The sequence below is a fragment of the Idiomarina sp. MD25a genome, from assembly GCF_001870515.1.
Classification (GTDB): domain Bacteria; phylum Pseudomonadota; class Gammaproteobacteria; order Enterobacterales; family Alteromonadaceae; genus Idiomarina.
Genome location: NZ_MDGT01000003.1, coordinates 1180266 through 1205279, shown reverse-complemented (window position 1 = coordinate 1205279; position 25014 = coordinate 1180266). Strand labels below are relative to the sequence as shown.

The 25014-nt window shown below is 48.0% G+C and carries 23 protein-coding genes; 12 read left to right on the top strand and 11 right to left on the bottom strand.

Translation table 11 applies throughout. The features are described 5' to 3' along the window. Window positions 1-86 precede the first annotated feature (86 nt). The 4 genes from BFR57_RS09750 (at window position 87) to BFR57_RS09735 (ending at window position 3371) form a co-directional block, all read left to right on the top strand. Complete coding sequence (locus BFR57_RS09750; RefSeq protein ID WP_006955983.1) at window positions 87-257, top strand: DUF1328 family protein; 171 nt, start codon at window positions 87-89, stop codon at window positions 255-257. 104 nt (window positions 258-361) lie between these two features. Then, entirely contained in the window at window positions 362-2026 is a 1665-nt protein-coding gene (locus tag BFR57_RS09745) for a carbon starvation protein A (protein WP_071463914.1), read from the top strand. Window positions 2027-2059: 33 nt separating this feature from the next. After that, a complete protein-coding gene (locus BFR57_RS09740; protein ID WP_071463913.1) occupies window positions 2060-2332 on the top strand; it encodes a cory-CC-star protein in 273 nt (90 codons plus the stop codon). Window positions 2333-2354: 22 nt separating this feature from the next. Then, window positions 2355-3371 carry an ArsA family ATPase gene (locus tag BFR57_RS09735; RefSeq protein ID WP_071463754.1) on the top strand — a complete coding sequence of 339 codons (1017 nt, stop codon included), beginning with the start codon at window positions 2355-2357 and terminating at the stop codon, window positions 3369-3371. Here BFR57_RS09735 and BFR57_RS09730 read toward each other — a convergent pair. Then, window positions 3263-4069, bottom strand: coding sequence for a hypothetical protein (locus tag BFR57_RS09730; protein WP_071463753.1), 807 nt, complete (start codon window positions 4067-4069; stop codon window positions 3263-3265). The two genes, BFR57_RS09735 and BFR57_RS09730, sit on opposite strands and share 109 nt — an antisense overlap. A gap of 85 nt (window positions 4070-4154) precedes the next feature. On the opposite strand from BFR57_RS09730, the gene BFR57_RS09725 reads away from it, so the two are divergent. The 3 genes from BFR57_RS09725 to BFR57_RS09715 all read left to right on the top strand — a co-directional run bounded on the left by BFR57_RS09725 (window position 4155) and on the right by BFR57_RS09715 (window position 9511). Further along, a complete protein-coding gene (locus tag BFR57_RS09725; protein WP_071463752.1) occupies window positions 4155-5165 on the top strand; it encodes a zinc-binding alcohol dehydrogenase family protein in 1011 nt (336 codons plus the stop codon). Between the two features lie 71 nt (window positions 5166-5236). Next, on the top strand, window positions 5237-6397 hold the full coding sequence (locus tag BFR57_RS09720; RefSeq protein WP_071463751.1) for an efflux RND transporter periplasmic adaptor subunit: 1161 nt from the start codon (window positions 5237-5239) through the stop codon (window positions 6395-6397). 12 nt (window positions 6398-6409) lie between these two features. Then, window positions 6410-9511, top strand: a complete 3102-nt coding sequence (locus BFR57_RS09715; RefSeq protein ID WP_071463750.1) for an efflux RND transporter permease subunit — start codon at window positions 6410-6412, stop codon at window positions 9509-9511. A 61-nt stretch (window positions 9512-9572) separates the two neighbouring features. On the opposite strand, the gene BFR57_RS09710 is transcribed toward BFR57_RS09715, so the two are convergent. The 4 genes from BFR57_RS09710 to BFR57_RS09695 form a co-directional block, all read right to left on the bottom strand. After that, a complete protein-coding gene (locus tag BFR57_RS09710) occupies window positions 9573-9917 on the bottom strand; it encodes a DUF2371 domain-containing protein (RefSeq protein ID WP_071463749.1) in 345 nt (114 codons plus the stop codon). Window positions 9918-9983: 66 nt separating this feature from the next. After that, on the bottom strand, window positions 9984-11675 hold the full coding sequence (locus BFR57_RS09705; protein ID WP_071463748.1) for a M28 family metallopeptidase: 1692 nt from the start codon (window positions 11673-11675) through the stop codon (window positions 9984-9986). A gap of 13 nt (window positions 11676-11688) precedes the next feature. Continuing rightward, window positions 11689-12195, bottom strand: a complete 507-nt coding sequence (locus BFR57_RS09700; protein ID WP_071463747.1) for a DUF192 domain-containing protein — start codon at window positions 12193-12195, stop codon at window positions 11689-11691. 66 nt (window positions 12196-12261) lie between these two features. Beyond that, the gene (locus BFR57_RS09695; RefSeq protein ID WP_071463746.1) at window positions 12262-13659 is read right to left on the bottom strand and encodes a protein adenylyltransferase SelO family protein; all 1398 of its coding nucleotides are present in this window, start codon (window positions 13657-13659) and stop codon (window positions 12262-12264) included. 103 nt (window positions 13660-13762) lie between these two features. On the opposite strand from BFR57_RS09695, the gene yvcK reads away from it, so the two are divergent. Beyond that, window positions 13763-14656, top strand: a complete 894-nt coding sequence (gene yvcK / locus BFR57_RS09690) for a uridine diphosphate-N-acetylglucosamine-binding protein YvcK (RefSeq protein ID WP_071463745.1) — start codon at window positions 13763-13765, stop codon at window positions 14654-14656. On the opposite strand, the gene dcd is transcribed toward yvcK, so the two are convergent. Together dcd and BFR57_RS09680 are read right to left on the bottom strand one after the other, a co-directional pair. Next, on the bottom strand, window positions 14653-15240 hold the full coding sequence (gene dcd, locus BFR57_RS09685; protein ID WP_071463744.1) for a dCTP deaminase: 588 nt from the start codon (window positions 15238-15240) through the stop codon (window positions 14653-14655). The two genes, yvcK and dcd, sit on opposite strands and share 4 nt — an antisense overlap. 22 nt (window positions 15241-15262) lie before the next feature. Then, window positions 15263-16282, bottom strand: a complete 1020-nt coding sequence (locus tag BFR57_RS09680) for an Mrp/NBP35 family ATP-binding protein (RefSeq protein ID WP_143441071.1) — start codon at window positions 16280-16282, stop codon at window positions 15263-15265. An 89-nt stretch (window positions 16283-16371) separates the two neighbouring features. Here BFR57_RS09680 and metG point away from each other — a divergent pair, with 89 nt between their 5' ends. After that, window positions 16372-18414: a methionine--tRNA ligase gene (gene metG / locus BFR57_RS09675; protein WP_071463743.1), complete on the top strand. Its 2043-nt coding sequence runs from the start codon at window positions 16372-16374 to the stop codon at window positions 18412-18414. 9 nt (window positions 18415-18423) lie between these two features. Here metG and BFR57_RS09670 read toward each other — a convergent pair whose 3' ends face one another. Beyond that, entirely contained in the window at window positions 18424-18705 is a 282-nt protein-coding gene (locus BFR57_RS09670) for a PilZ domain-containing protein (RefSeq protein ID WP_071463742.1), read from the bottom strand. Window positions 18706-18797: 92 nt separating this feature from the next. Here BFR57_RS09670 and hspQ point away from each other — a divergent pair, with 92 nt between their 5' ends. After that, window positions 18798-19121 carry a heat shock protein HspQ gene (hspQ, locus tag BFR57_RS09665; RefSeq protein WP_253183623.1) on the top strand — a complete coding sequence of 108 codons (324 nt, stop codon included), beginning with the start codon at window positions 18798-18800 and terminating at the stop codon, window positions 19119-19121. A 65-nt stretch (window positions 19122-19186) separates the two neighbouring features. Beyond that, entirely contained in the window at window positions 19187-19555 is a 369-nt protein-coding gene (locus tag BFR57_RS09660) for a histidine triad nucleotide-binding protein (protein WP_071463740.1), read from the top strand. A gap of 1 nt (window position 19556) precedes the next feature. Here the strand turns inward: BFR57_RS09660 and BFR57_RS09655 are convergent, their stop codons facing one another. Both BFR57_RS09655 and ggt read right to left on the bottom strand, forming a co-directional pair. After that, the gene (locus tag BFR57_RS09655; RefSeq protein ID WP_253183622.1) at window positions 19557-20048 is read right to left on the bottom strand and encodes a hypothetical protein; all 492 of its coding nucleotides are present in this window, start codon (window positions 20046-20048) and stop codon (window positions 19557-19559) included. A gap of 11 nt (window positions 20049-20059) precedes the next feature. After that, window positions 20060-21859 (bottom strand): gamma-glutamyltransferase, encoded by a 1800-nt coding sequence (gene ggt, locus BFR57_RS09650; protein ID WP_071463739.1) that lies wholly within the window; start codon window positions 21857-21859, stop codon window positions 20060-20062. Window positions 21860-21929: 70 nt separating this feature from the next. Between ggt and rrtA the strand changes: the two genes are divergently transcribed. Then, a complete protein-coding gene (gene rrtA / locus BFR57_RS09645) occupies window positions 21930-22514 on the top strand; it encodes a rhombosortase (protein ID WP_071463738.1) in 585 nt (194 codons plus the stop codon). Here the strand turns inward: rrtA and BFR57_RS09640 are convergent. After that, a complete protein-coding gene (locus BFR57_RS09640) occupies window positions 22511-25006 on the bottom strand; it encodes a prolyl oligopeptidase family serine peptidase (protein WP_071463737.1) in 2496 nt (831 codons plus the stop codon). The genes rrtA and BFR57_RS09640 overlap by 4 nt on opposite strands. Between the last annotated feature and the right edge of the window lie 8 nt (window positions 25007-25014).

The window sequence follows — 25014 nt, the reverse complement described above, 5'->3', positions numbered from 1 at the left end:
TGACGGCTTTTTTTCTATTTACTTGATCCATTGGCCTGATTTACGACTAACGTAATAGTGAACCTTTAATAAAATAAGGAGACATTATGTTACGTTGGGTTCTGATTTTTCTGGTCATTGCCGTCGTGGCAGCGGTGTTTGGATTTGGTGGTATTGCCGGTGCGGCCGCTGAAATCGCGAAGATTATCTTTTACATCTTCATTATTCTTTTCGCTATTTCTATTATCATGGGACTGCTTGGGAAACGGCGTCGATAACTAATATGACGTCTATTAGACGTTAGTCGCATGCCTGTTGGGGTTGAATTTGCGCTACAATGGGTAGCGAAACTCAAAATCAACCACAACAAGAGGCTTCATCCATGAATGCAATATTCGTGATGCTATTGGGTCTAGCTGCGATGTTCTTGGGCTACGTATTTTATTCAAAATTCGTAGCCGAGAAGATCTACAAGCTAGACCCAAATTTCAAAACACCTGCTCATGAATTTGAAGACGGTGTGGACTTCGTTCCGACCAACAAGTACGTACTTTGGGGTCACCATTTTACTTCAGTAGCTGGCGCAGCACCGATTATCGGTCCTGCCATTGCAGTTATTTGGGGTTGGGTACCTGCATTTCTATGGGTTATTTTCGGTACTATTTTCTTCGCAGGCGTACACGACGCAGGTGCGATTTGGGCAAGTAACCGAAACAAAGCTAAATCAATGGGTAACTTAACAGGTGATGTGGTCAGCAAGCGCGCACAGACGCTGTTCATGATCGTTATCTTCCTTGTGCTGCTCATGGTCAACGCGGTGTTTGCCACGGCGATCTCTGGCCTCTTGGTTAAATTTCCAAGTTCTGTCATTCCTGTTTGGGGCGCTATTTTCGTTGCCTTAATCATTGGTCAGATTATTTTCCGTAAATGGATGGGGCTCGGTACCGTCTCAATTTTAGGCGTTGTTGCACTCTATTTACTGATTTGGGCGGGTCCTTCCGCGCCATTATCATTGCCGGAAACGGTAGGTGGTCTGACAGACAATGCCAGCTGGGTTCTAATTTTATTCGGTTATGCCGCAATCGCCTCGTTGCTTCCCGTTTGGATGCTGTTACAACCGCGTGACTATATCAACGGTCTGCAATTGTTTATTGGCTTGATTCTGCTCTATACAGCGGTGCTATTATTAGGCCCAGACATGACAGCGCCGGCATTTAACACCAACTTGCCGGAAGACACACCATCAATGCTGCCGTTATTGTTTGTTACCATTGCTTGTGGCGCTATCTCAGGTTTCCACGGTTTGGTGGCGTCAGGTACAACGTCCAAGCAGCTTGATAAAGAAACCGATTTGCGTTTTGTGGGTTACTTTGGTGCGATTGGCGAAGGTTCGCTTTCGCTCGCTACGATTATCGCTGCGTGCGCTGGCTTTGCAACGCTTGCTGACTGGGAAGCAGTATATAGCTCATTTGGCCAAGGTGGCGTCGCTGCGTTCGTTGAAGGTGGCGCGAATATTATCAGCCAAGGTGTGGGGCTTGATAACGAAATCGCAGAAACGTTACTAACGGTGATGGCGGTCCTGTTTGCTGGCACCACCATGGATACTGGCTTGCGTCTACAGCGTTATATTTTCCAAGAATGGGGGAATATCTACAACATCTCTTGGATGCAAAAGGCGCTACCCGCTACGTTACTCGCGGTTATCTCATGTGTCGCGCTTGCCTTTGGTGCAGGTTCAGATGGTTCAGGTGGCTTAGCGATTTGGCCGCTGTTTGGTACCACTAACCAATTACTTGCAGGCTTGACCTTAATGGTTATCACAGTCATGTTGGTACGCCTAGGCCGTCCAATGTATGTGACGTTATTGCCGTTGATTTTCTTGCTGATCATGACAGTGTTTGCGCTGTTTATTCAGTTAAAAGGTTTCTACATGGAAGAGAACTGGTTCTTGTTCGGTTTAGATATTGTGGTACTCGTTGCCGCCGTTTGGATCGCACTCGAAGCCACATCGGCCCTGTCGAACCTTAAGAAAGAACAAAAGTCTTAATTATAGACTTTGAGGAGTAAGACCATGCGCAACATGAATATAAAATCGATTCAACAATGGTTTAGTCGTGCGGGTGAGTTAGTCAACGAGTTTTACAACGCACCCTACCGATCTGCGATTGCGCGCGCCAAGCGCGATGAGGATGATTTGTTCATGATGCTGGTCTTCTCCGAAATGATGGGGGTACCTAACCCCGCATCTTATTATACTCTAGAGCTCCAGCCGTTAATGCTGGAGCGCTTTCATGATTGGCATCAACGCATGGGAATGGAACACTCGCCTCTCGATCATTTCCGGTGCTGTTAGCCTGCGACTTTGAGGTGTCTTTATGAAGTCGATTCTCGACCGTAAGGTAGTTTTGGTCGGCGGTAAAGGCGGTGTTGGAAAAACCACAGTTTCTGCATCTCTTGCCCTCCTTGCAGCTCAGCAAGGTAAAAATGTACTCGTTGTTTCAACGGATCCTGCACACAGCTTGGCGGATGCTTTTGGCGTTAAAGTCGGTGATAAATTCACGCCCATTAGCGATCGTGTTACGGCACTTGAAATCGATCCCGACCGTGAAGTCAGTGCGCACATTGACCGTGTAACGCAGCAAATGAAACGCTTTACCAACCCGGATTTATTTCCTGAAGTAGAGCGCCAAATGCGCTTATCGAAGCAATCCCCTGGGGCTCAAGAAGCCGCTTTACTCGAGCGTATTGCAAAGCTGATCGATCAGTCTGAGCGTGACTATGATTTATTGATTTTTGATACGGCGCCAACCGGTCACACCTTGCGTTTACTGACTTTACCCGAGGCCATGGCAGCGTGGACACAAGGTATGTTGCGTTCGCAGAACCGCTCAGAGGAGTTTGAGGGTGTGCTTAAGCATCTATCGCCAAAGTCCGGCAAAGATGTTCATAACCCAATGGCCAACCCTGACCAACATGCCAGCGATGGTTTATCTGAGCGTAGTAAAGCGGTCAGCGAGCAACTATTGAACCGCCAGCGTTTGTTTCAACGCACGCGACGCGTGCTACAGGACGCTAATCACACGGCAATCGTATTTGTGATGACACCAGAGCGCTTGCCGATACAAGAAACTGAACGAGCAATGAAAGCATTGCGGGCTGAGCACTTACCTATCGGTGGTATTTTTGTCAATCGCGTGCTCCCTGAAGACGCCGATGGTGCTTTTCTTGCCAAACGACGCGTTCAAGAAGCTGCGTATCTTGAGGAGATTGATAAAACTTTTGCTCAACACGAACTGGTTAGGCTGCCCTTGTTATCTGAAGATCCGCAAGGATTAGCGGCACTCAGTTCGTTTTCATCGCTGCTTTCGTCTGTGCTGGGCACTAGCGAATAATCGGAATACGTGCGCGACGTTTGGTCGTGAAAGTCTTTAAAGAATAAATAGGACCCCTGCGCATTTTGTTTCATGCTGATCGGCACGGTATATGTTTCAGCAAAGCGTTGAAATTCAATTTCCATTGAAAAATGTTCAACGGTCACTGAAGTCGCAGGCGAAAATTCATTTTTATTTTTTAGTGCAATGCGCTGCAGTAAGTCAGTTTTTGGTAGATAAGTAATGCGCGCTTCGATTTCATCGGCGAATTCAGAAAAGTCGTCCAGTTTAGGCTTGAAAGAAAACTGCCAAACGGACTGACCATTTTCAACTGATTCGCCGATAAACTCGAGTGAATCAACCTGTATTAAATCGGCGAGTGATTGGCTAGGCCCCTCTTCCTTTGCACGCGCCTTTGCTTCGGTGACACGCATTTCACGATATTCTTCAAGTCGCCCTTTGCTCGGCGTTTTTTGATTTTCACTGACGAGCTGCCAACGATAACCGTCTTCGTTGGCTCCTAAATACTCTTCGACTCGAGTTGTATCACCGACTTTCGATTCGCGATGGTAATTAAACTCAACACCACGCTGAGCGCGCAGGTTCTCAATGGTTTTGATCAGTTGTGCCTCTTTGTCATTATATTCAGCATCAGTCGCTTGGGCTGTTGCCAACAAGGGGACTAAAGTTAGTAATAAAACGAATAGTTTATGATTCATTATTCTCTCGTTAATAATCAAAAATGAAAAATCCACGTAGTATAGTCATATTGTGTACCACACTCACCCGAAAAGGAGAAACCAGATGAAAGCCGTTGGCGTGAAACAATCACTCCCCATCACCGAACAAGAGGCGCTTGTAGATATCGAGCTCCCTAAGCCAAGTGTGGGTGACAACGAACTACTCATAAAAGTAACCGCCGTCGCTGTTAATCCCGTGGATACCAAGATCCGCATGCGTATAGGACAAGCCGATGATTATAAAGTTCTTGGGTGGGACGCTGTAGGTATTGTCGAAAATAAAGGGAAACACGTAAGTGGCTTCGAGATCGGTGATCGTGTGTTCTATGCTGGTGACATTAGCAAGCCAGGATGTAATGCGGAGTATCATTGCGTTGACTACCGCATTGTCGGTCACGCCCCAGAATCTCTCGATGACCTTGCAGCGGCGGCACTCCCGTTAACTTCACTCACCGCTTGGGAGCTCAGTTTTGACCGTTTACAAGTGAACGTTCCATCAGTTCACGCCGAGCGGTGTGTGCTTATATTTGGCGGTGCTGGCGGCGTCGGTTCTATTATGATCCAGCTACTCAAGCAGTTAACCGATGTCACCGTGATTGCTACTGCGTCGCGAGACGAAACGCAAGCATGGGTAAAACAACTCGGCGCCGATTATGTGATTAATCATCATGGCGATATCAAACAACAGCTCGAAGGCTTGCCACAACCTACCGATATTGCCCTGTTGACCCACAGCGGTGACTACTTTGAAACGGCGACCGAGGTGATCGCTCCACAAGGACGCATCGGCATCATTGATGACCCAGACCAAGCTTTAGATATTCGACTGCTTAAGCAGAAAAGCATCAGCTTGCATTGGGAGTTTATGTATACCCGTTCATTATTTGAAACCGCAGATATCAGCGCACAGCGTGATATTTTGAATCAAATATCAGATCTTATTAATAGTGGTCAAATCCGCTCAACCGAAGGTACGCGGCTAAACGCTATGTCAGCGAGCACACTGAAACAAGCGCACCAACTGCTTGAATCGGGAAAAGCTATCGGCAAGATCGTGCTACCCGTCGCATATTAAATTTACAAACATACAAGTATGTATGTATAATTAAAACGTTAAATGATAATAGTTATGACTAGAGGTCGTTCATGAAAAAGCGGAATACTCCTATTGCAGCGGTGCTCGCTGTTGCCCTCACCTCCGCTACCCTTTACGGGTGTAGTGATGAGCAGCAAGCGGCTGCTCAAGGTGGACAACAACAAGCTGTACCGGTTGAAGCGTTAACCATAAAGACGCAGTCTGTCGAAATTCAAAATGAATTGCCCGGCCGTACCTCTGCCTATCGCGTGGCCGAAGTACGTCCGCAGGTGAGTGGCGTGCTGCTTGAGCGTAAGTTTGTCGAGGGCACCAAAGTCGAAAAAGGTCAGCAACTGTACCAAATCGACCCGGCCATTTATCAGGCTGAGGTAGCCAGCGCGCAGGCCGACTTTGAAAGCGCTAAAGCTGCGTTAAAAGTATCAGAGCTGCGTCAAAAACGCTTAAAAGAGCTACTTGCTGACAACGCTGTGAGCCAAGATGAATTTGATTCGGCTGAAGCAACATATTTACAAAACAAAGCCGCACTTGCGCTAGCAGAAGCTCAGCTTAAACGCGCCAAAATCAACTTGGAATACACCAAAGTTAAAGCGCCTATAACCGGGATTGTTGGACGTTCCAACGTTACCGAAGGTGCCTTACTGACCGCTTCACAAAGCACGCCATTGGTGACCATCAATCAGCTTGATCCAATATACGTGGATATTAACCAATCAAGCCGCGAATTCCTTGAATTAAAGGCAGAGATCGAATCGGGTCGTATTGAGGCGAATAAAAATGGTAATGCCCCTGTCTCACTGAGTTTGAACGGTTTAGATTATCAAACTCAAGGTGAGTTGTTGTTCTCTGAGGTTAGTGTTGACCAAGACACTGGCGCTATTTTGCTGCGCGCTGAATTCCCAAACCCTGAAAATAATTTATATCCAGGTATGTTTGTGCGCGCTAAAGTCAGTGAAGGTACACTGAACAACGCTATTTTGATTCCACAAGAGGCGGTTACACGCGACGTGCGCGGCCGTCCTTATGTCATGCTGATTAACGATGAAAATAAAGTCGAGCAACGTATGGTGACCACCGCACGTGCTATCGATAACGAGTGGTTAATTAGCGACGGGCTCAACGCCGGTGACCGAATTGTCACCGCCGGCCTTCAGAAAATTAGACCCGGTGCACAAGTGACTGTGTCACAAGGTCAACAGCCAGCTTCCAAATAAGGGAATGACATAATGGCCAAGTTTTTTATTAATCGACCCATATTTGCTTGGGTGATTGCAATATTGGTAATGCTCGCAGGGACGATCTCGTTGATCCAACTCCCTATTGCGCAATATCCAACCATTGCACCACCAGCAGTAGAAATTCAGGTCAACTACCCAGGCGCCAATGCCGAAACCGTCTCAAACACGGTGACTAAGGTGATTGAGCAGAATATGACAGGCGTTGATAACCTGCTGTATTTCTCGTCACAGAGTAACGCCGGTAGTGCTACGGTAAGCTTAACCTTTGCCTCGGGTACCGACCCGGATATTGCACAGGTTCAAGTGCAAAATAAGCTTTCGCAGGCCACACCGCAGCTGCCTCAAGAAGTACAGCAACAAGGTATTACTGTCAGTAAATCCAGCAGTTCTTTCTTGATGGTTTTAGCCATGGTGGCTGAAGATGACCGTTATGAACAAACAGACCTGAGCGATTACCTCGCCTCCAATGTCCAAGATGCCGTGTCTCGGACCGAGGGTGTGGGTAACGTGCAAATCTTTGGTGCGCCTTATGCAATGCGTATTTGGGTTAAACCCGATGCGTTAGTTAACTACAACATGACTATCGCAGAATTACAGTCTGCGATTCGTGCGCAAAACGCTCAGGTAGCCGCGGGTCAATTAGGTGGCGCCCCTGCTGTGGAAGGACAACGCTTAAACGCAACGATCATTGCGCAGACGCGAATGTCTGAACCTGACCAGTTTGAAAACATATTGCTTAAAGTGCTACCTGACGGCTCGCAAGTGCGTTTGAAAGATGTGGCGCGTGTTGAACTCGGCGCAGAAAATTATGCCATTCAAGCCAACTATAACGGTAAGCCGGCGACGGGCTTAGCGATCCAGTTACAAACCGGGGCTAATGCGTTGGCAACTGCTGAAGCCGTTAAACAAACGGTTGATGAACTAGAGCCCTACTTCCCTGATGGAATGAAAATGGTGACCGCGTATGACACGACCCCATTTATTAAAATTTCAATCAGTGAAGTCGCTCGAGTGCTAATTGAGGCCATTATTCTCGTATTTGTGCTGATGTTTGTATTCTTGCAGAACTTAAGGGCAACCCTCATCCCTACCCTTGCGATTCCAGTGGTTATTTTAGGTACCATGGGCGTTATGGCTATCGCGGGCTTCTCAATTAATACCTTGACCATGTTCGGCATGGTGCTATCGATAGGTCTCTTAGTTGATGACGCTATCGTTGTGGTCGAAAACGTCGAACGACTCATGTCTGAGGAAGGCCTTTCCCCGAAAGAAGCAACGATCAAATCAATGGGCCAAATCACTGGTGCCTTGGTGGCGATCGGTGTCGTCATGGCTGCAGTGTTTGCGCCGATGGCGTTTTTCCCAGGCGCTACGGGAGCGGTTTATCGTCAATTCTCATTGACCATCATCACATCAATGGGTCTATCGGTACTGGTCGCTATCATTTTCTCACCGGCGTTATGTGCAACCTTGCTCAAACCTGTGAAGAAGAAAGAGAATGGCGGTTGGGGACCATTAGGCTGGTTTAACCGCACGTTACAAAAGGCCACCATCAAATACCGCGACAGTGTGCATGGCATTCTACGCCGTAGTATCCGTGTTGGTGTTCTTTATCTTGGCTTAGTCGCCGTGCTGGCGTTTTTGTTCACTCGCCTACCGTCGGCATTCTTACCGGATGAAGACCGTGGTGTATTCCTCACCCAAATGCAATTACCGGTTGGCTCTACAATGGAGCAGTCGGTTGCTGTGATGGACCGCATCGAAAATTACTACCTTAACGAAGAAGACGCAGTACAGTCTGTTTTCTCTGTGGTTGGTTTTAGTTTCTCGGGTCGTAGTCAAAACAATGGTATTGCGTTCGTACGTTTGAAAGACTGGAGTGAACGTAACGAAAGCCAAGGCGTGACGGATGTGATTGGTCGTGCATTTGGTTTCTTTGCCAGCGTTAAAGAAGCCATGATTTTTGCGTTCAACCTACCTCCGATTCCTGAGTTGGGGACGGCAACAGGTTTCAACCTGTACTTGCAGGATCGCGGTAACTTAGGTCACCAAGCGTTATTGGATGCGCGTAATCAACTGCTCGGCATGGCGGCACAAAATCCGATGTTGGAACAGGTGCGTCCAAATGGCTTGGAAGATGCGCCGCAGCTTAAAATTGATGTGGATTATGAGAAAGCCACTGCGCTAGGCCTCACCATTGAGAATATCAACAATACGCTCAGTGCGGCTTGGGGTTCATCTTATATCAATGACTTTATTGACCGTGGTCGCGTTAAGCGCGTTTACCTGCAAGGTGAAGCCGATGCGCGCATGTTGCCGGAAGATGTAAGTGAATGGTATGTGCGCAACAACCAAGGCGACATGGTACCGTTCAGCTCTTTTGCTAGCTGGGAATGGACCTATGGTCCACAGCGTATTGAGAGCTACAACGGGGTCTCGGCAATGGAAATCCAAGGCCAAGCAGCGGCAGGCTACTCGTCTGGTGAAGCCATGATGGCGATGGAGCAATTGATTAGTAAACTCCCCAATGGCATTGGCTATGAATGGACGGGTACCTCTTTGCAGGAGCAGCAGTCGGGTGACTTTGCCCCTATTCTGTATACGATTTCAATTTTTGTCGTATTCCTGTGCTTAGCCGCACTGTACGAGAGTTGGTCTATTCCATTCTCTGTCATGTTGGTGGTGCCGTTGGGTATTCTGGGTGCCGTTATCGCAACGATGTTGCGCGGTATTCAAAACGACGTTTACTTCCAAGTTGGCTTGTTGACGACGGTTGGTGTTTCAGCACGTAACGCGATTTTGATTGTTGAGTTCGCCAAAGACTTACAAGAGCAAGGCAAAGACTTGTTGGAGGCGACACTTGAAGCCGTTCGCTTACGTCTGCGTCCGATACTTATGACATCACTCGCATTTATATTCGGTGTCATGCCGTTGGCGCTCAGCTCGGGCGCGGGTGCTGCAAGCCGTAATGCCATCGGTACAAGTGTCATCGGGGGTATGCTGGGTGGTACGATACTGGCCATCTTCTTCGTACCGTTATTCTTCTACACTGTTCGCAAGGTGTTCCCACCTAAGCAGCAGGAAGAGTAATAATCCTAAGGCACAAAAAAGCCCAGTTGTTTAGCAACTGGGCTTTTTTTATAAGTAAACACTATGACTTATCGTTGCGGTCAGACAAATCTTTATATTCACCATCAATAACTGAGCCTTCACTATCACGCTCAGTATAATGGCGTTCCGCGTTCTGCTGAGCTTGCCGTTGTTGTTCAAACTGCTGCTTCGCCTGCTTCCGCATTTGCCACATTTGCTTTATCGCATGGCGTTGCTTCCACATCACAGGTATCAACAACACAAACCCCACTGCAAGCACGATTAAGCCAAAGGCAATCGAGAAGCCGATAATGGCGAGTAGCATGATGATACCGAGTATTCGGCCCAAGATACTACCGCCCGAATTTGCTTGGCGGACATAGATTCGGTTTTTGTACTGATTCATAGGTACTCCTCAATCCTCTACTAATTAGGACAACACCGTTAACAATCCGTTCCGCCTGCAAACAGATTACTTACGCTGCTCTTCGGTTTTTTTGCGTACTGCTTCGAATTCGTTACCTTCGGCCCATTGCGGCCAGTCGCGAGAATTCGCCAGCGAACGTCCTAGCTGATAAAACGCAGATAAATCTTGTTGCGTACCACGTAAGTCCCACTCTGGGTCATATTCATCGGCCGGCTTGTGATAAGCCTCAGCAACGTATTTAGCACGTTGTTCCTCAGTCCACTCTTTACCTTTCGTAATGTGGTCATTACCACCTTCAGCATACAACATGGGTACGCCTTTTTTCGCTAAGTTAAAGTGATCTGAACGATAGAAGAAGCCCGCTTCAGGTGTTGGGTTGGGTGTTAAATAACGATTTTGTTCCTCAATAAATGGCTTCACATACTCATCCATTTCTGAGTTACCGTAACCAATCACCACGAGATCTTTCATCGGTCCGTAAACGTTCATTACATCCATATTGATGCCACCAACTGCTTTTGCAAGGGGGAATAATGGATGATCGGCATACCAAGCTGAACCTAATAAGCCGCTTTCCTCAGCTCCGACCGCAGCAAACACAATAGAACGCTCCGGCGCTGGCTGCTGTGCAAACTTCTCGGCTATCGCCAATAAGCCGGCTGTACCTGATGCATTATCCTGCGCACCATTGTAAATAGGATCATCTTCACGTACTGGGTCGGTACCAAGGTGATCGTGGTGCGCCATGTAAATCACGTGTTCTTCTGGGTATTTAGTACCCTCGATGTAACCTACAACGTTATTGGTGTCTAAGAACTCAAATTTGTTCTTAACCGATACCGAAGCTTGCGCATTAAGTGGCATCGCTTCAAAATCTTCGCTCAGCGCTTTTTTACGCGCTTCTTCAAGTGTCATGCCTTGTTTGGCAAATAGACCTTCTGCGCTGTCTTTAGTGATCCAACCCTCGACTTTGGCGCGGTTCATATTGTTGTTCTCACGTTTCAGATCGAAACGTACAGGCGAGCCCCCAGCGACAACACCCCAACCGTATCCCGCGGGACCTGTTTCATGAATGATTAACGCGCCGGCAGCACCTTGACGAGCGGCCTCTTCATATTTATACGTCCAACGGCCGTAGTACGTCATCGCATTGCCGTTAAACAGCTCAGGATCTTGCGTCGCATAACCGGGGTCATTGACGAACATCACCACGGTTTTGCCTTCAACGTCGAGTCCCTCATAATCATTCCAATCATATTCAGGCGCGACGATACCGTAACCCACAAACACCATTTCGCTATCACTGAGGTCCACTTCTTCAGTAACCTGCATAGTCCACGCCATCATCTCAGTACGATACTTCATAGTCTCTGGCGCGTTATCACCGCTGAACGTCATGTCACTGACCTTGTACGGCATGATTTTTACCAACGGAAACGGCTGACGATAGCTATCGTTTTCTTTATCGATTGGCTTTAGCCCCCACTCGCGGAAGTGGTTTTCGATAAAAGATACGACTTTCTCTTCCCCTGCTGAGGCAGGCTCACGCCCCTCAAACTCGTCAGAAGAAATGGTTTTAAGATAATCGCGAAAGTTTGGATTAAATGCTGAACCTTTCAGGTCAGCGGGCTGTTTGTCAGCGCTGGTTTGTTCCGTTGCTGTCTTATCTTGTGACTGCTGCGGACCACACGCCGTGAGCACGGCTAATGCGACCGCACTGATGATAAGTGGTTTCATCGCTTCTCCCCTTTTAGTTATTATGACACTGCTCGTTGTCGTTGAGCGGCGGATTCACACGCACGTGATCACCGATTCGGATATCGTGCTTTGCTAAAAAACCTGCATTGAGTTCCAGTACATCATGATAGGGTTTACCCGGTGCGTAACTACGACACTGACGCGGATCATCACTGCCACACGGCATCATGGTGAAGGTTTTTACAATACTGCCGTCCTTTGCTAAGTAGGCTATATCGAGCGGAATGAGGGTTTGATACATCCAAAAGCCCGACCCCCCGGGTCGCTGGTTCGGGTATCGAAATAACATACCCGAGTATTCCCCCAGTTCAGTGCGCTGCATCAGACCTCGCGCTTGCTGCGCCACACTATCGGCGAACTCGACTTGAATGGGTTGGTCAACGCCATCCAGACACACATAGCCTTGGTCAAAATCTTGTGGTGCAGGTACCGACCACTGTTGCGCAAGCGCACTAAAACTAAATGCACTTGCCACACCTAACAACATTAACTTTTTCATCACTCACATTCCTTTAATGAAGTCTCTTGATTGTGTCCTATCCCAGGGTAAATCGCAATGTCGGCACTAGCTAGAACACGACAGTGATGTAACCTGCTCGTTACTGTTTGGCGGTTGCTGCCAATGGCTCAGTTCATCGGCACTTAGCGACTGTCCAGTAAGTGCCGCAAGGTAACTCTGTGCGGCTGTCCATTCGCCCTGCTCTGCCTGAGCAATCACCTGCGCTAAATGATGGTTACGCAACGATACACGCGGGTTGGTCGTTGCCATGACTTCGAGTTGTGGTTGTTGGTCGTTATCGGCCATGTAACACTCATACCACTCTTTAAATAGAGCATCGTCTGGCATGGCGCGATCACCTTTTATTATATCCTGCAACATAATAAAGCTATCTTGGAAGTCCCATTCAAAACGTTGTATCAAGCCCATCCACTCTCCGACCCGTTTAAACGCAACTGAGTCATCACCGTGCGTAAGACCTAAGCGTTTTCTCATTCGCCCAAGATAACGTTGTTGTAAGAAGTCTTCGTACTCATTTAAAACCGGCGCCAATGCATCGACCGGAAATATCAGTGACAGCGCTTGGCTCAGGCGTTGCAAATTCCATAACCCAACACTCGGTTGTCGTAGAAAGCTATAGCGGCCGCGGTGGTCGGTGTGATTAAAAATTTGTTGCGGAATAAACGTATCAAACACCGTATAAGGACCAAAATCAAAGGTTTCACCACATATACTCATATTGTCCGTATTCATCACACCATGGATAAAACCAAACGCTTGCCAGTCAGCAATCATTTCAGCGGTTGCCTTAACCACCGCGCGGAATTGCTCAATCGGCTCAGCGTCGGTTAACTGTGGCCAGCAACGCTGCATTACATGTTGCCAAAGCTGCTTTTGTTCAGTGACCAAGCGTTGGCTGTAACAGTACTCAAAGTGACCAAATCGTACATGCGTTTTCGCAACGCGCGTCAAAATGGCACCGGGCTCCAAGCGTTCACGCTGTACCCCCTGCTGTGAACTGACTAGCGCCAAAGCACGCGTTGTAGCAATCCCCCAATGATTCAGTGTTTCACTGGCAAAATACTCACGTAAACTGGAGCGAAGAACAGCACGACCATCGCCGCCACGGCTATAAGCGGTGGGTCCTGCACCTTTTAAGTGTAAATCCCACGTTTGTGCTTGTTCATCCTCTATTTCTCCCAGTAGGACACCGCGCCCATCACCTAAATCCGGATTGAACACACCGAACTGGTGACCCACGTACTTTTGCGCGTGCCCCGATGTCGGTGTATTGCCTAAACACCACTCGCGGAGGACATTGATATCCGCAGCTTTGACACCGAGTTGATTGGCGAGAGGCTGATTGAACAGCGCCAGTCGCGGCCCTTCCAGCGGCACAATGTTATGCGCACTGACCAAATTAGGGAATGTTTTGGCGTACTCTTGCTTTAGCACCAGGCTCATAAAACTCCTCTGAAGTGCAGTGGCACTTGCGCTTTAAAGTTTAAATGCGCTATCGTTTTACACATCCTTTTATCATGCATCATACCATTGCTGGGTTAACTCAATGCAACTATCAACGCTTAAACGCGTTACTGCCATTGGCGGCGGACACGGCTTAGGTCGGGTACTTTCATCACTACGCTTTTTAAAGCATCGTTTAGTTGGTGTGGTTACTACCACCGATAACGGGGGTGCCACGGGCTTATTACGTCAGTCCCATGACTGCATTGCGTGGGGCGATATACGCAATTGTTTATCCCAGTTGGTAGAGCAGCCTCTCGCGGCGCAGGTGCTTAATTATCGTTTTAGTGGTGATGACCCGCTGGCCGGTCATAATTTTGGTAATTTACTGCTTCATACTTTAGACCAAGTCAGTGCTCGCCCTTCTGATGGTATTCATCTATTGAGTCGATTACTCAACGTCGATACACGTTTACTGCCAATGTCCGAATGTCCGACCGATTTAATCGCGCTCACTCATGATGATATTGAGTGTCATGGGGAAATATTGATTGATAATTTGCCACACCTGCCTCGCTCATTAAAACTCACTAATGATGCCATTGCGACACCTGAAGTGTTACAACACATTAAGAAAAGCGAATTAGTGATTTTGGGTCCAGGGAGCTTTCTTACGTCGGTATTGCCCCCGTTGCTGGTGCCCAAAATTGGAGCAGCGCTGGCGTCAACCAAAGCGCGTGTCGTGTTTATTGACAATTTGGTGCATGAAAAAGGACCTGCTGGCACCATGAGTGTGGGTGATAAGCTTAAGTTTATTGAACAACACGTCGGTGCGCCGATTATTGATGCTGTGCTCACCAACTTCGCAGATACATCGGTCAGTATCCCTCAGTTGGGCGAGCTTAAGTCAGATCACGAAGTGCATTATCGTCATGATACACACGTCCTACTGACTCAACTCGAACAACTTTTAGGTCAACTTAAGACAGCCGCCTAGCCACCGTCTGCCGAAATGCGCGAAGCGACCGCGCCTTGCTGATCTTTATATTTAGCATCCGCGCGCTTGTTGTATGGGCGCGCACAAGGACTGCTTAACTGTTCAAAGCTGATAGCACCGATTTTCATTCCCGGACGCAGCGCTAGTGGCAGTTTACCGCCGTTATAAAACTCCAGTACGATTTGACCTTTCCAACCCGGATCAATCCGGTGTGCGGTGACGTGCACCATGAGCCCTAGCCGAGCAAGCGAGGAGCGCCCATCAAGCCAGCCAACCATATCATCAGGTAAATGAATCGACTCATGAGTTACGGCCAACGCAAATTCGCCTGGATGAATAAAGAACGCTTGATCGGGCTTTAAGTTTATCTCGTCGCTCATCACTTCGTGAATCGCAGCCTCGATATCTGCACGTGAACCACTTATGTCAATATAAGCAGCCGCATGATCTTGTAAGACACGAAACTCGCTTCCAAGATGAATATCGAGTGTAACACCCGAGATATTTTGTTGACTCGGCGTCGGTTCGATGCCGATACGACCATCTGCCAAGGCTTGTTCTATTTCGTGATCCGTTAAGCGCATACCATCCCCTTTTTTATTTATCTTACACCGATTGTTGTTTCAGGTGATAGAGTTCCGCTACCACACGTTGAGCGGTGTGCTGTTGTAGCTCGGACAGTTCGAGTGACGCGTGCTTTTTTGAAGCATCGAGCTGTGCACCAAACTCGGGCGTGAGTGGCCATTGACCTAAATTGGCAACGGCGTGACGGGTCGCTAGTTGCTCTCCTCCACCTTGCCCAAATAAGTGTGACGCTGTGCCACAATGACCGCACTCAAAATAACTCATATTTTCTAATACACCAATCAATGGTATCTCAAGACGTTCAAACATGCTGACACCTTTTTCAGCATCTTTAAGTGCGACATTCTGAGGCGTTGTCACCACGACTGCGCCTGTGACCGGTAACTGTTGTGCCATGGTCAACTGAATATCGCCTGTACCCGGTGGCATATCGACTATCAAATAATCTAGTAGACCCCAGTCCGTATCATTAAATAGTTGCTGTAAGGCACGACTTGCCATCGGTCCGCGCCAAATTGTGGCATCGTTATCATCGACCAAGTAGCCAATCGAGTTGGCCACTAAACCTTCATACTGAATTGGCTGCAGTTTATCATTTTTCACCTCCAGCTTATGCTCAGGCTGACCCAACATCGTGGGTATAGAGGGGCCATAGATATCAGCATCAAGCAGCCCAACGCGCGCGCCCATACGACTCAAAGCAAGCGCCAACGAAACACTCACCGACGACTTGCCGACGCCACCTTTACCCGATGATACGACAATGACATTGCCGGTTTTCATCGGTCGATCCGGTTTACTATTCGACAAACGTTGAACCCGACAATCAACGGTCCACGTCCATGTGCTTAAATCGGGGTCATCATTGATAACGTCCAACAAAGAGGTTTGTTCTATCGCGAAAGGAAACGTTAGCGTGGCTGTACGCGCGTCACTGTCGATACTGAGCCAATCCGATGGTATGCCGTGTTCGCAGGCAGGATGGGCTAAATCAGACAGTAAGGCTGCCAGTTGTTCATTTTTTGCTGAAAACGACTTCATCAGCCACCTCTTGGCTCTGTGTATCATGTGTATCCTATGATAATATTTAGCATTATCTAATCATAACACTGATGGAAGCTAATTCTCGCATGAGCCACACTGATCGTAAAATTTTGGTGACAAACGCGTTACCCTACGCGAACGGTCCAATTCATATTGGCCACCTTTTAGGCTATATCCAGGCGGATATTTGGGTTCGTTTTCAAAAGCTACGTGGTCATGAGTGCCACTATATGTGCGCTGATGATGCCCACGGCACCCCAATTATGCTTAAAGCTCAACAGCTGGGCATTACCCCTGAACAAATGATAGGCGATATGCAGCGCTCGCATGAGGCTGATTTTGCAGGCTTTAACATTGGTTTTGACGATTACTACACGACCCACAGTGAAGAAAACAAAGTGTTGGCAGAAACAATCTACCAACGCTTAGACGACGCCGGTCATATCAAGACTGAAGTGATAGAACAGTTATATGACCCCGAGAAGCAAATGTTTCTACCTGACCGCTTCGTAAAGGGTGACTGTCCAGAGTGCGGTGCTGAAGATCAGTATGGTGATAACTGTGACGTCTGCGGCGCAACCTATGCGCCTACCGATTTGAAAAATCCACGCTCGGTGGTATCGGGAGCAACACCCGAGTTACGTCAATCAGAGCATTACTTTTTTGACCTACCCGCATTTGGCGACATGCTAAAGAGCTGGACACGCTCGGGCTCTTTGCAAGGTGAAATGGCCAATAAATTGAATGAGTGGTTCGAACAAGGCTTGCAACGCTGGGATATCTCGCGCGATGCGCCGTACTTTGGCTTCAAAATCCCAGGCACCGAAGACAAATACTTCTATGTTTGGTTGGATGCCCCGATTGGTTACATGAGTAGCTTTAAGCACTACTGTGATACAACGGGTAACGCCAATTGGGACGACTATTGGCAAGCCGATAGTAACGCCGAAGTCTATCACTTCATTGGCAAGGACATTATCTACTTTCATAGTTTGTTCTGGCCCGCCATGCTGAAAGGTGCGCAGTTCCGTCAACCGACCAACGTGTGGGCACACGGTTTTATCACGGTTAACGGCACCAAGATGTCGAAATCTAAAGGTACATTCATTAAAGCACGCACTTACCTTGACCACTTAAACCCTGAGTATTTGCGTTACTACTTTGCAGCCAAACTGACCAGTCGCATTGACGATTTAGATTTAAATTTGACTGATTTCGCTCAGCGCGTGAATTCCGATCTGGTTGGTAAAGTGATTAATATCGCCAGCCGTTGCGCCGGCTTTATCACCAAAAAGTTCGACGGTAAGCTCTCTGATTCAGTGGCCGACTCTGCATTGTTAGAAGACTTTCAGCAGGCAGGTGCTGAAATTGCCGATCTGTATGAGCAGCGCGAATTTTCTAAAGCGATGCGAGAAATCATGACTTTGGCTGATCGCGCAAATCAATACATTGCAGATAAAGAACCATGGCAACTGATTAAAAACCCAGATGCAGCCAGTGAGGTGCATGAAATTTGCTCGCTTGGCATCAATTTGTTCCGCGTTCTGATGGTTTACCTCACTCCTGTGGTACCTGAGCTCTCTAAATCAGTTCAGCATTTCTTAAATGACCAGTTTACCTGGGATAGCCACAAGCAAGTGTTAACCAACCACCCTATTGATAAGTTCAAGGCGTTAATGCAACGCGTAGAAATGAAGGACATTGAGCAGATGTTAGAGGACTCAAAAGAGCAGCAAGCGGCCACGGAGACACCCGCGGTCAAGGCCGAGGTTAACGATGAGCTCAGCAAAGAGCCTATCGCAGAAACTATTAACTTTGATGAGTTTGCTAAAGTTGATTTGCGCGTGGCACTCATTGTTAATGCTGAACACGTTGAAGGGGCTGACAAACTGCTCAAGCTGACTTTAGATTTAGGTGGCGAGCAGCGCCAAGTGTTTGCCGGCATCAAGTCCGCTTACGCACCTGAGAAACTGATTGGTCAACACACCGTTATGGTTGCCAACTTGGCACCGCGTAAAATGCGCTTTGGTATGTCAGAAGGTATGGTATTAGCAGCAGGCCCTGGTAAAGATGAAATTTATATCTTAAACCCACATGAGGGCGCTAAACCTGGTATGCGTGTTATGTAAGTCATCAGGTTACGACACATCGATAAGCTTACATCCGTGTTCGTAACCTGACTCACCGGCATCGTCCACTCTTACGACGATGCCGGTGGCGCGTAAGTCGGCCGTGCTGCCCGCAGCTCTTACAATTACATCAAAATGCGTTCCAACATCGAGCCGCTCAGGCAAAATCAGTAGTACACCATGCGCACTTAAGTCACAACACTCCCCCGTTAATGTCTTATTATTTACCTCAACAGAGGCGGGCGTTTTAACAGGTACTCGACGGTCACTGCGTTTGTCATCATCGTGCATTGTGTCGTTCCTAAAGTTTTGAAATTTACATTCAGAAATAGCACACACTGGCCGATAAGAAAATAACAATGCTTCATGATGGTGGGAAAATAGTGGCTTTTAATAATCAAAATTCTATTGTGCGCGCGTCTTTTAACTTAGGTCAGCCTATTAAACATAGCTTATACGGTTATGAAGGTGTCATTGTAGACGTCGACGCCGCCTTCAGCTTGAGCGATGACTGGTACCAACGCCAAGTGTTGTCAGGGGCTAATAAAGACCAACCGTGGTATCTCATTTTAGTAAAAAACTCATCGATTCAGACCTATGTGGCGGAGAGTTGCTTACGTGAAGTCGAGAGTCAGCCCCGAGTAAACCAATCCTTGCTGCGTCAGATTAGCGACCCTGCATTAGCTGGATTACAAAAACACAGTTGATCCATTGCCCTACTATGAGCCTAAATGTACCATGAGGGTAACGTACTTATAAGGGACATAAGGTTATGGTAGAAGAAACTATTTTCACCAAAATTATTAATCGCGAGATTCCTGCGGATATCGTGTACGAAGACGATCACGCACTCGCGTTTAAGGACATCAATCCTCAAGCGCCCGTGCACCTGCTTATTATTCCCAAAAAAGCGATCGCCACCATCAATGATATTGATGAGAAAGATGCGGGACTGGTCGGTCACTTGTACGTGGTTGCAGGTAAACTAGCGGTGCAGTATGGCTTCGCTAAAGACGGTTATCGCTGTGTAATGAACTGTAACGAACACGGCGGCCAATCGGTGTATCATATCCATCTACACTTATTGGCGGGCAAACCCTTAGGTTGGCCCCCCTATACTGATCAGCCAAAGCAAGTTTGAGTTAAGGTCGATAGCGTGGGTCAAGAATTTGATCCACGCGCCATAAGTTCTTCTCTTTAACTAATACAATATCTCGACGGTCTTTCACCATCTCACCATCATACGAGCCATCAAAAACCAATGTGACACGTTGTTCGTCGTCACGATTCAAGTACTGCTTAAATGAAGATGGGTCGATAGAAATTTCGACGCGATCAAAGTAGCGGTTTAACACATAACGTTGTACGGCGCTGACAGAACCGTAGTGCTCTATTAACTGAGACAGTCGTTCAGAAGCAAAGTGCTTTGCCGCATCTAAATCATCCTCGCGATAAATCGCATAGTAAAAACTCAATGCGGCATGCATTTTGCTCTGGGTTTCGTGACTGGTCTCTTGCCCCATACTATTGGTGTAGCTGGTTTCTTTGGCAGGCTCACAGCCTGCCAATGCGCTTAATATCATTACGACAAAAGCAGCCGAGCAAAGCTTTGGGTTAAACTTTGTATTAATCATTAATCGCTGCCTTATTGCCCCATTACAATGCCTTCGCGACGCGGATCCGCGCCACCTTGTAACTGCCCGGTAGGTAACACCGTAATGCCATGAATACCACTATTTAAATCAATGACTTTGACATCATGACCGCGCTTTTCTAAAACTTCTTTTAGGGTTGCAATATCTCGCCCCTTCTCCAGCGCCGTATAATCATTGCGATTAGTCACGTGACCTAAATCAATGGCTTGTTGCATGTCCAAGTTCCAATCAATTAGCCCCACAACGGTTTGGGTGACATAGTTGATAATTCGACTGCCGCCGGGCGAGCCCAGCGCATGCACAACGCGGTCGCCCGCTTCGTTGAGTACGATGGTGGGTGACATTGAACTACGTGGACGCTTACCCGGTTGTACACGGTTTGCTATTTTACGCCCAGCCTCGTCCATCGGCGTCAGCGAGAAGTCGGTAAGTTGGTTATTTAAGATAAATCCACCCGCCATGACGGTTGAGCCAAAGCCCATCTCGATGCTGGTGGTCATGGAAATGACGTTACCTTCGCTGTCAACAATCGACATATGGCTGGTGTTAGGTCGTTCATAAGCGATGTCTTGCTCATACTCAGGTTTTAAATATAGACCCGGCTTCGCTTTGCCCATATCACGCTCATCGATTTGCTTGGCGCGTTTAGCGAGATAGTCGTTGTTCAACATACCCTGCATTGGAACGGATACAAAATCTGGATCCGCAATCCATTGATTACGATCGGCAAAAGCCAACCGAGAGGCTTGAGTAAAGTGATGAGCAAATTGTTCGCCGTTCACTTTCCATGACGAAACATCATAATTCTGCAAGATACCCAGTGTTTGCAACGTCGTCAGGCCTCCAGAGCTCGGTGGACCCATACCACAGACCTGATATTGACGGTACGCATCACACACCGGTTCTCGGATTACCGCTTGATACTCAGCCAAGTCCTTGGTACTTAACACGCCGGGTGCTATCGGGCTATTACGTACCGCATCAACAATTTTCTGCGCTAATGGACCTTGGTAAAACGCATCCGCTCCCTGCGTAGCAATCAAGCTCAGACTATCAGCATAATCCTTGTTGACCAAAGTCGTGCCGGCTTCAATCGGCTGTCCATCAGGAAATAGATAATCTGAAATCGTTGGCATTTTCTTAACGCCAGGATTGATCTCGCTTTCAACCAACTTAGCTAATCGAGGAGAGACTTCAAATCCTTGCTCGGCCAAGTTAATCGCATCATCAAACAACGGCTGCCAATCTAACTTGCCCCACTTTTGGTGGGCCAATTCCAAGCCTCGCACTACACCGGGCGTTCCCACAGAACGTCCGCCTACCACCGCTTCAATCCACGGTGGTGCGTTACCGTCCTGGTCAAGAAATAGCGCTTCAGTCGCTTCCATCGGTGCTGTCTCACGCGCATCAATGGTATACAGTTTTTGTTGCTCGTTATCCCAATAAAGAATAAACGCGCCGCCACCGATACCGGACGACTGCGGTTCTGTTAAACCAAGCATTGCTTGTACTGCAATTGCTGCATCAACGGCACTACCGCCTTCCTTTAACACCTTATAACCTGCCTCTACGGCATGAGGGTTGGCGGCAGTCACCATAAAATTATCCGTTACGACTGCTTCTTTATCTGCAAAACCCGTCGCCACTTCTGGCTCGCGCGCTTCTTGCTTTGACTCAGAATCTTGTGATGCCGCGGTCGCGCTAGCACTTGTTTGAGCAGGAGAGCAAGCCGCGAGTAATGCCGCAGCGATAGACGATAAAATCCAATGCGAGGTATTAATTGACTTCATGATAGCCCTAACATCTGGTACAAGTAGTGGTCTCTATCATACGGAGCAACAGGAGAACAGGCAAACGCTTATGAACAAAACCCAATCACTCACCAGCGGAGCAATGGCGGCAGCGGTATTAATTTTAATATCATTGGTCATTCAATGGCTGCCCTACCACGCAATGTTGACATATAACAGTGCTCAACTGGGTGAAAGTATCTGGACTCTAGTCAGCGCTCCGTTAGTACATTTAGATTGGAATCACTGGCTATTTAACATGGCGGGACTGGCACTAATTGTTGGCATTTTTAATGACCAATTCGATATGCGTCAGTTATTCAATAACTATCTGCTCATCAGTGTAGTAAGCGGTGGTCTGCTATGGCTGTGGCCGGAGACGATAGAATATGTCGGATTATCGGGGGTACTGCATGGTTTGTTGTTGGTATGCCTCGTCAATGCGGCAATCAAGCAGCCTTGGTACGCAGCAGTCATTGTGATTTTACTGGGTAAGGTAATTGCCGAGCTAGCAGGCTTCAGACCTGACCATTTTGTCGGTCCGGATGTCGCCTTGATTCACGCAGCCGGCATGATTGCTGGCGGTGTCACTTGGTTCCTGCAACGGCGCCGTTTAGCCGACGCCGTAAACAGGCAGAAAACACAGCAGGATTAATCCTGCTGTAAGTTTTCCTCAAACAGCTTGTAGATACGACGGTATTCGTTTAACCAACTCTCCGGCTGACGGAAGCCGTGCGGCTCCACTGGATAAATCGCGGTTTCCCAGTCGGTCTTTTTCAACTCAATCAAACGTTGCACAAGGCGCACGCTGTCTTGGAAGAATACGTTGTCATCCACCATCGGTGAGTTAATTAACAAGGCGTCCTCTAAACCGTCCGCATAGTAAATGGGTGAACTGCGGCGATAAGCAATCGCATCATCCTGCGGTAGGTTAAGAATATTGGACGTATAACCCGTGTTGTAATGTGCCCAGTCGGTCACTGGACGCAGCGCCGACCCCGCTTGGAATAAACCAGGTTCTTTAAATAGCGCCATAAAGGTTAAGAAGCCACCATACGAGCCACCATAAGTACCCATGCGCTCGCCATCAACGTTTGCATTGGTTTGTAGCCAATCCGTTACATCGACCAAATCTTCAACTTCAGGCGTGCCCATTTGGCGATAGATAGCGGTGCGCCAATCACGTCCGTAACCTTTCGAACCTCGGTAATCGAGATCAGCAACGACATAACCTTGCTTATTAAGGAAGCTATGGAACATAAATTCACGGAAATAACCGGACCAGCCCATATGCGCGTTTTGTAGGTAACCCGCGCCGTGAATAAATACCACTGCTGGGTACTCTTGCGCACGATCGGCATCAAAACCTTCCGGTTTGTATACCCGTGTATAAATCGGCTCATCTACGTGGGATGAAGCAATTGGCACGATCTCCGGCGCGGTCCAGTCGATACTTAAGAATTTCTCAGATACTGTGTGAGTGAGGCGCTGTGCCTCATCTGTCGCATCAGCATTCTTGACATAAAGCTCAGGCGGCATCAAAGGCGTCGAATACGTGAGTAATAACCGTTCACTCGTTGGACTTAATTCATAGCCCGTCATTCCACCTAAGTCTGTGAGCTGTTCGGGCTCACTTGAGCCATCTACTGCTACACGGTAAATCTCATAAATACCGGGGTGGGGTTGATTGGCTTGAAAGTACAACTGACTGCTATCAGCCGATAGTGTCGGTGTTTCAACCACGTATTGGCCTTCAGTTAACTGCGTGGTTTGTTGATCAAGATCACGCGCGTATAGGTGTGAGTAGCCGTCCGCCTCGGACATAAACCAAAGCGTATCTTCATCGACCCAGCCAAACTCATTGTGTGTGTAATTAATCCATGCATCGTCGTGTAAGCGATCTTGCTGCTCTAACTGTTTGGCGCCGAAGTCGACGGTCGCAATCCAACGATCCTTGTTGTCCCAAGCTTCGAGCATGACGGCCACTTCCGAACCTTCTTGGTTCCACTGAATCGCACCGTTTTCCCAGCCCCAGTCCGCCATCAACTGAATAGCACGTGGTTCTTTTTTGCTTTCGTATGACTGCCCTTCCGCCTTGGCATTCTCAGCTTTTACCGCGGCCAATACGTCTTCGTTCCAGCCGTCGAGTGTATTGTAGGTCAAACTCGTTTGAGTATGCTTCTGCAGATCCAGCAACACTAACTGATGTTGCTGAGGTTTGGCATCAGCGACACGGCGACGCACTTTCTCCGGCTCAATGCGGCCATCTTCAGTGATGTAGTTCGGCATGATATCACCGTCATCGCGCCAACTCTGTGGCTCGGACATAGCAACCAACAGGTAACGTCCGTTCGGCGACAGGCGTCCATCGACCCATTGCATACGTTTATCAAGATAAAACGCCTGCGGCGCTAATGTGTCATTTTGTTGTTGTAACTGCTGCTGATATTCAAACTGTTCGGCACGATTTTTACGCTCTTTCTGTACGAACTGAATCAGCTTCTGTTCTTCCTTAGCGATATAGTCAGCCGGCGCTTCATTAGCTTGTGGTTCATCAGCGAACTGTATATCAGCCATTTGCTGTGACAAACCTGAACGTACGTCGATACGGAAGAACTGCTGACCTTGTTGATAGCTTAGCGAACCATCCGCCATTGCTTGAAGGTTGTGCTGACGTTCGCTATCACGTGTGAGTTGCTTCACCTCACCATTACCAAAACGAACAAACACATTACCTTTATAGGTGTATGCTAACCAGTCACCCGCCACGGACGATTCTTTTTCGTCAGCGATATATAGGTGTTGCTCAGAGAGTGGCACAGCCTGGGGATTACCTTGTCCACCCTTGATTATCATTAAGTCGCGAACTTCGCTACCCTCGCGTTTTTGGTAGAACAAGATATCTTGCCCGTCTAAGCTCCAAAACGCGTTTTCAGGAAAGCGCCCCATCCAGTCGGGATCAGCCATGATTTGCTCAAGGGTAAGTTCAGCGACGCCCTCAGCCGAAGCCAGTGGGTCTGCTTTTAAAGTCGCGGGTGTGGGCGCTTTATGAGTGGTTGTAGATTGCGCAACCGTGCTTTGAGTGGATGCGCAAGACGCAGTGACGAGCGCCGCGCTCAGTGCGATCACCAAACGGGATTTTTGCATACTGATTT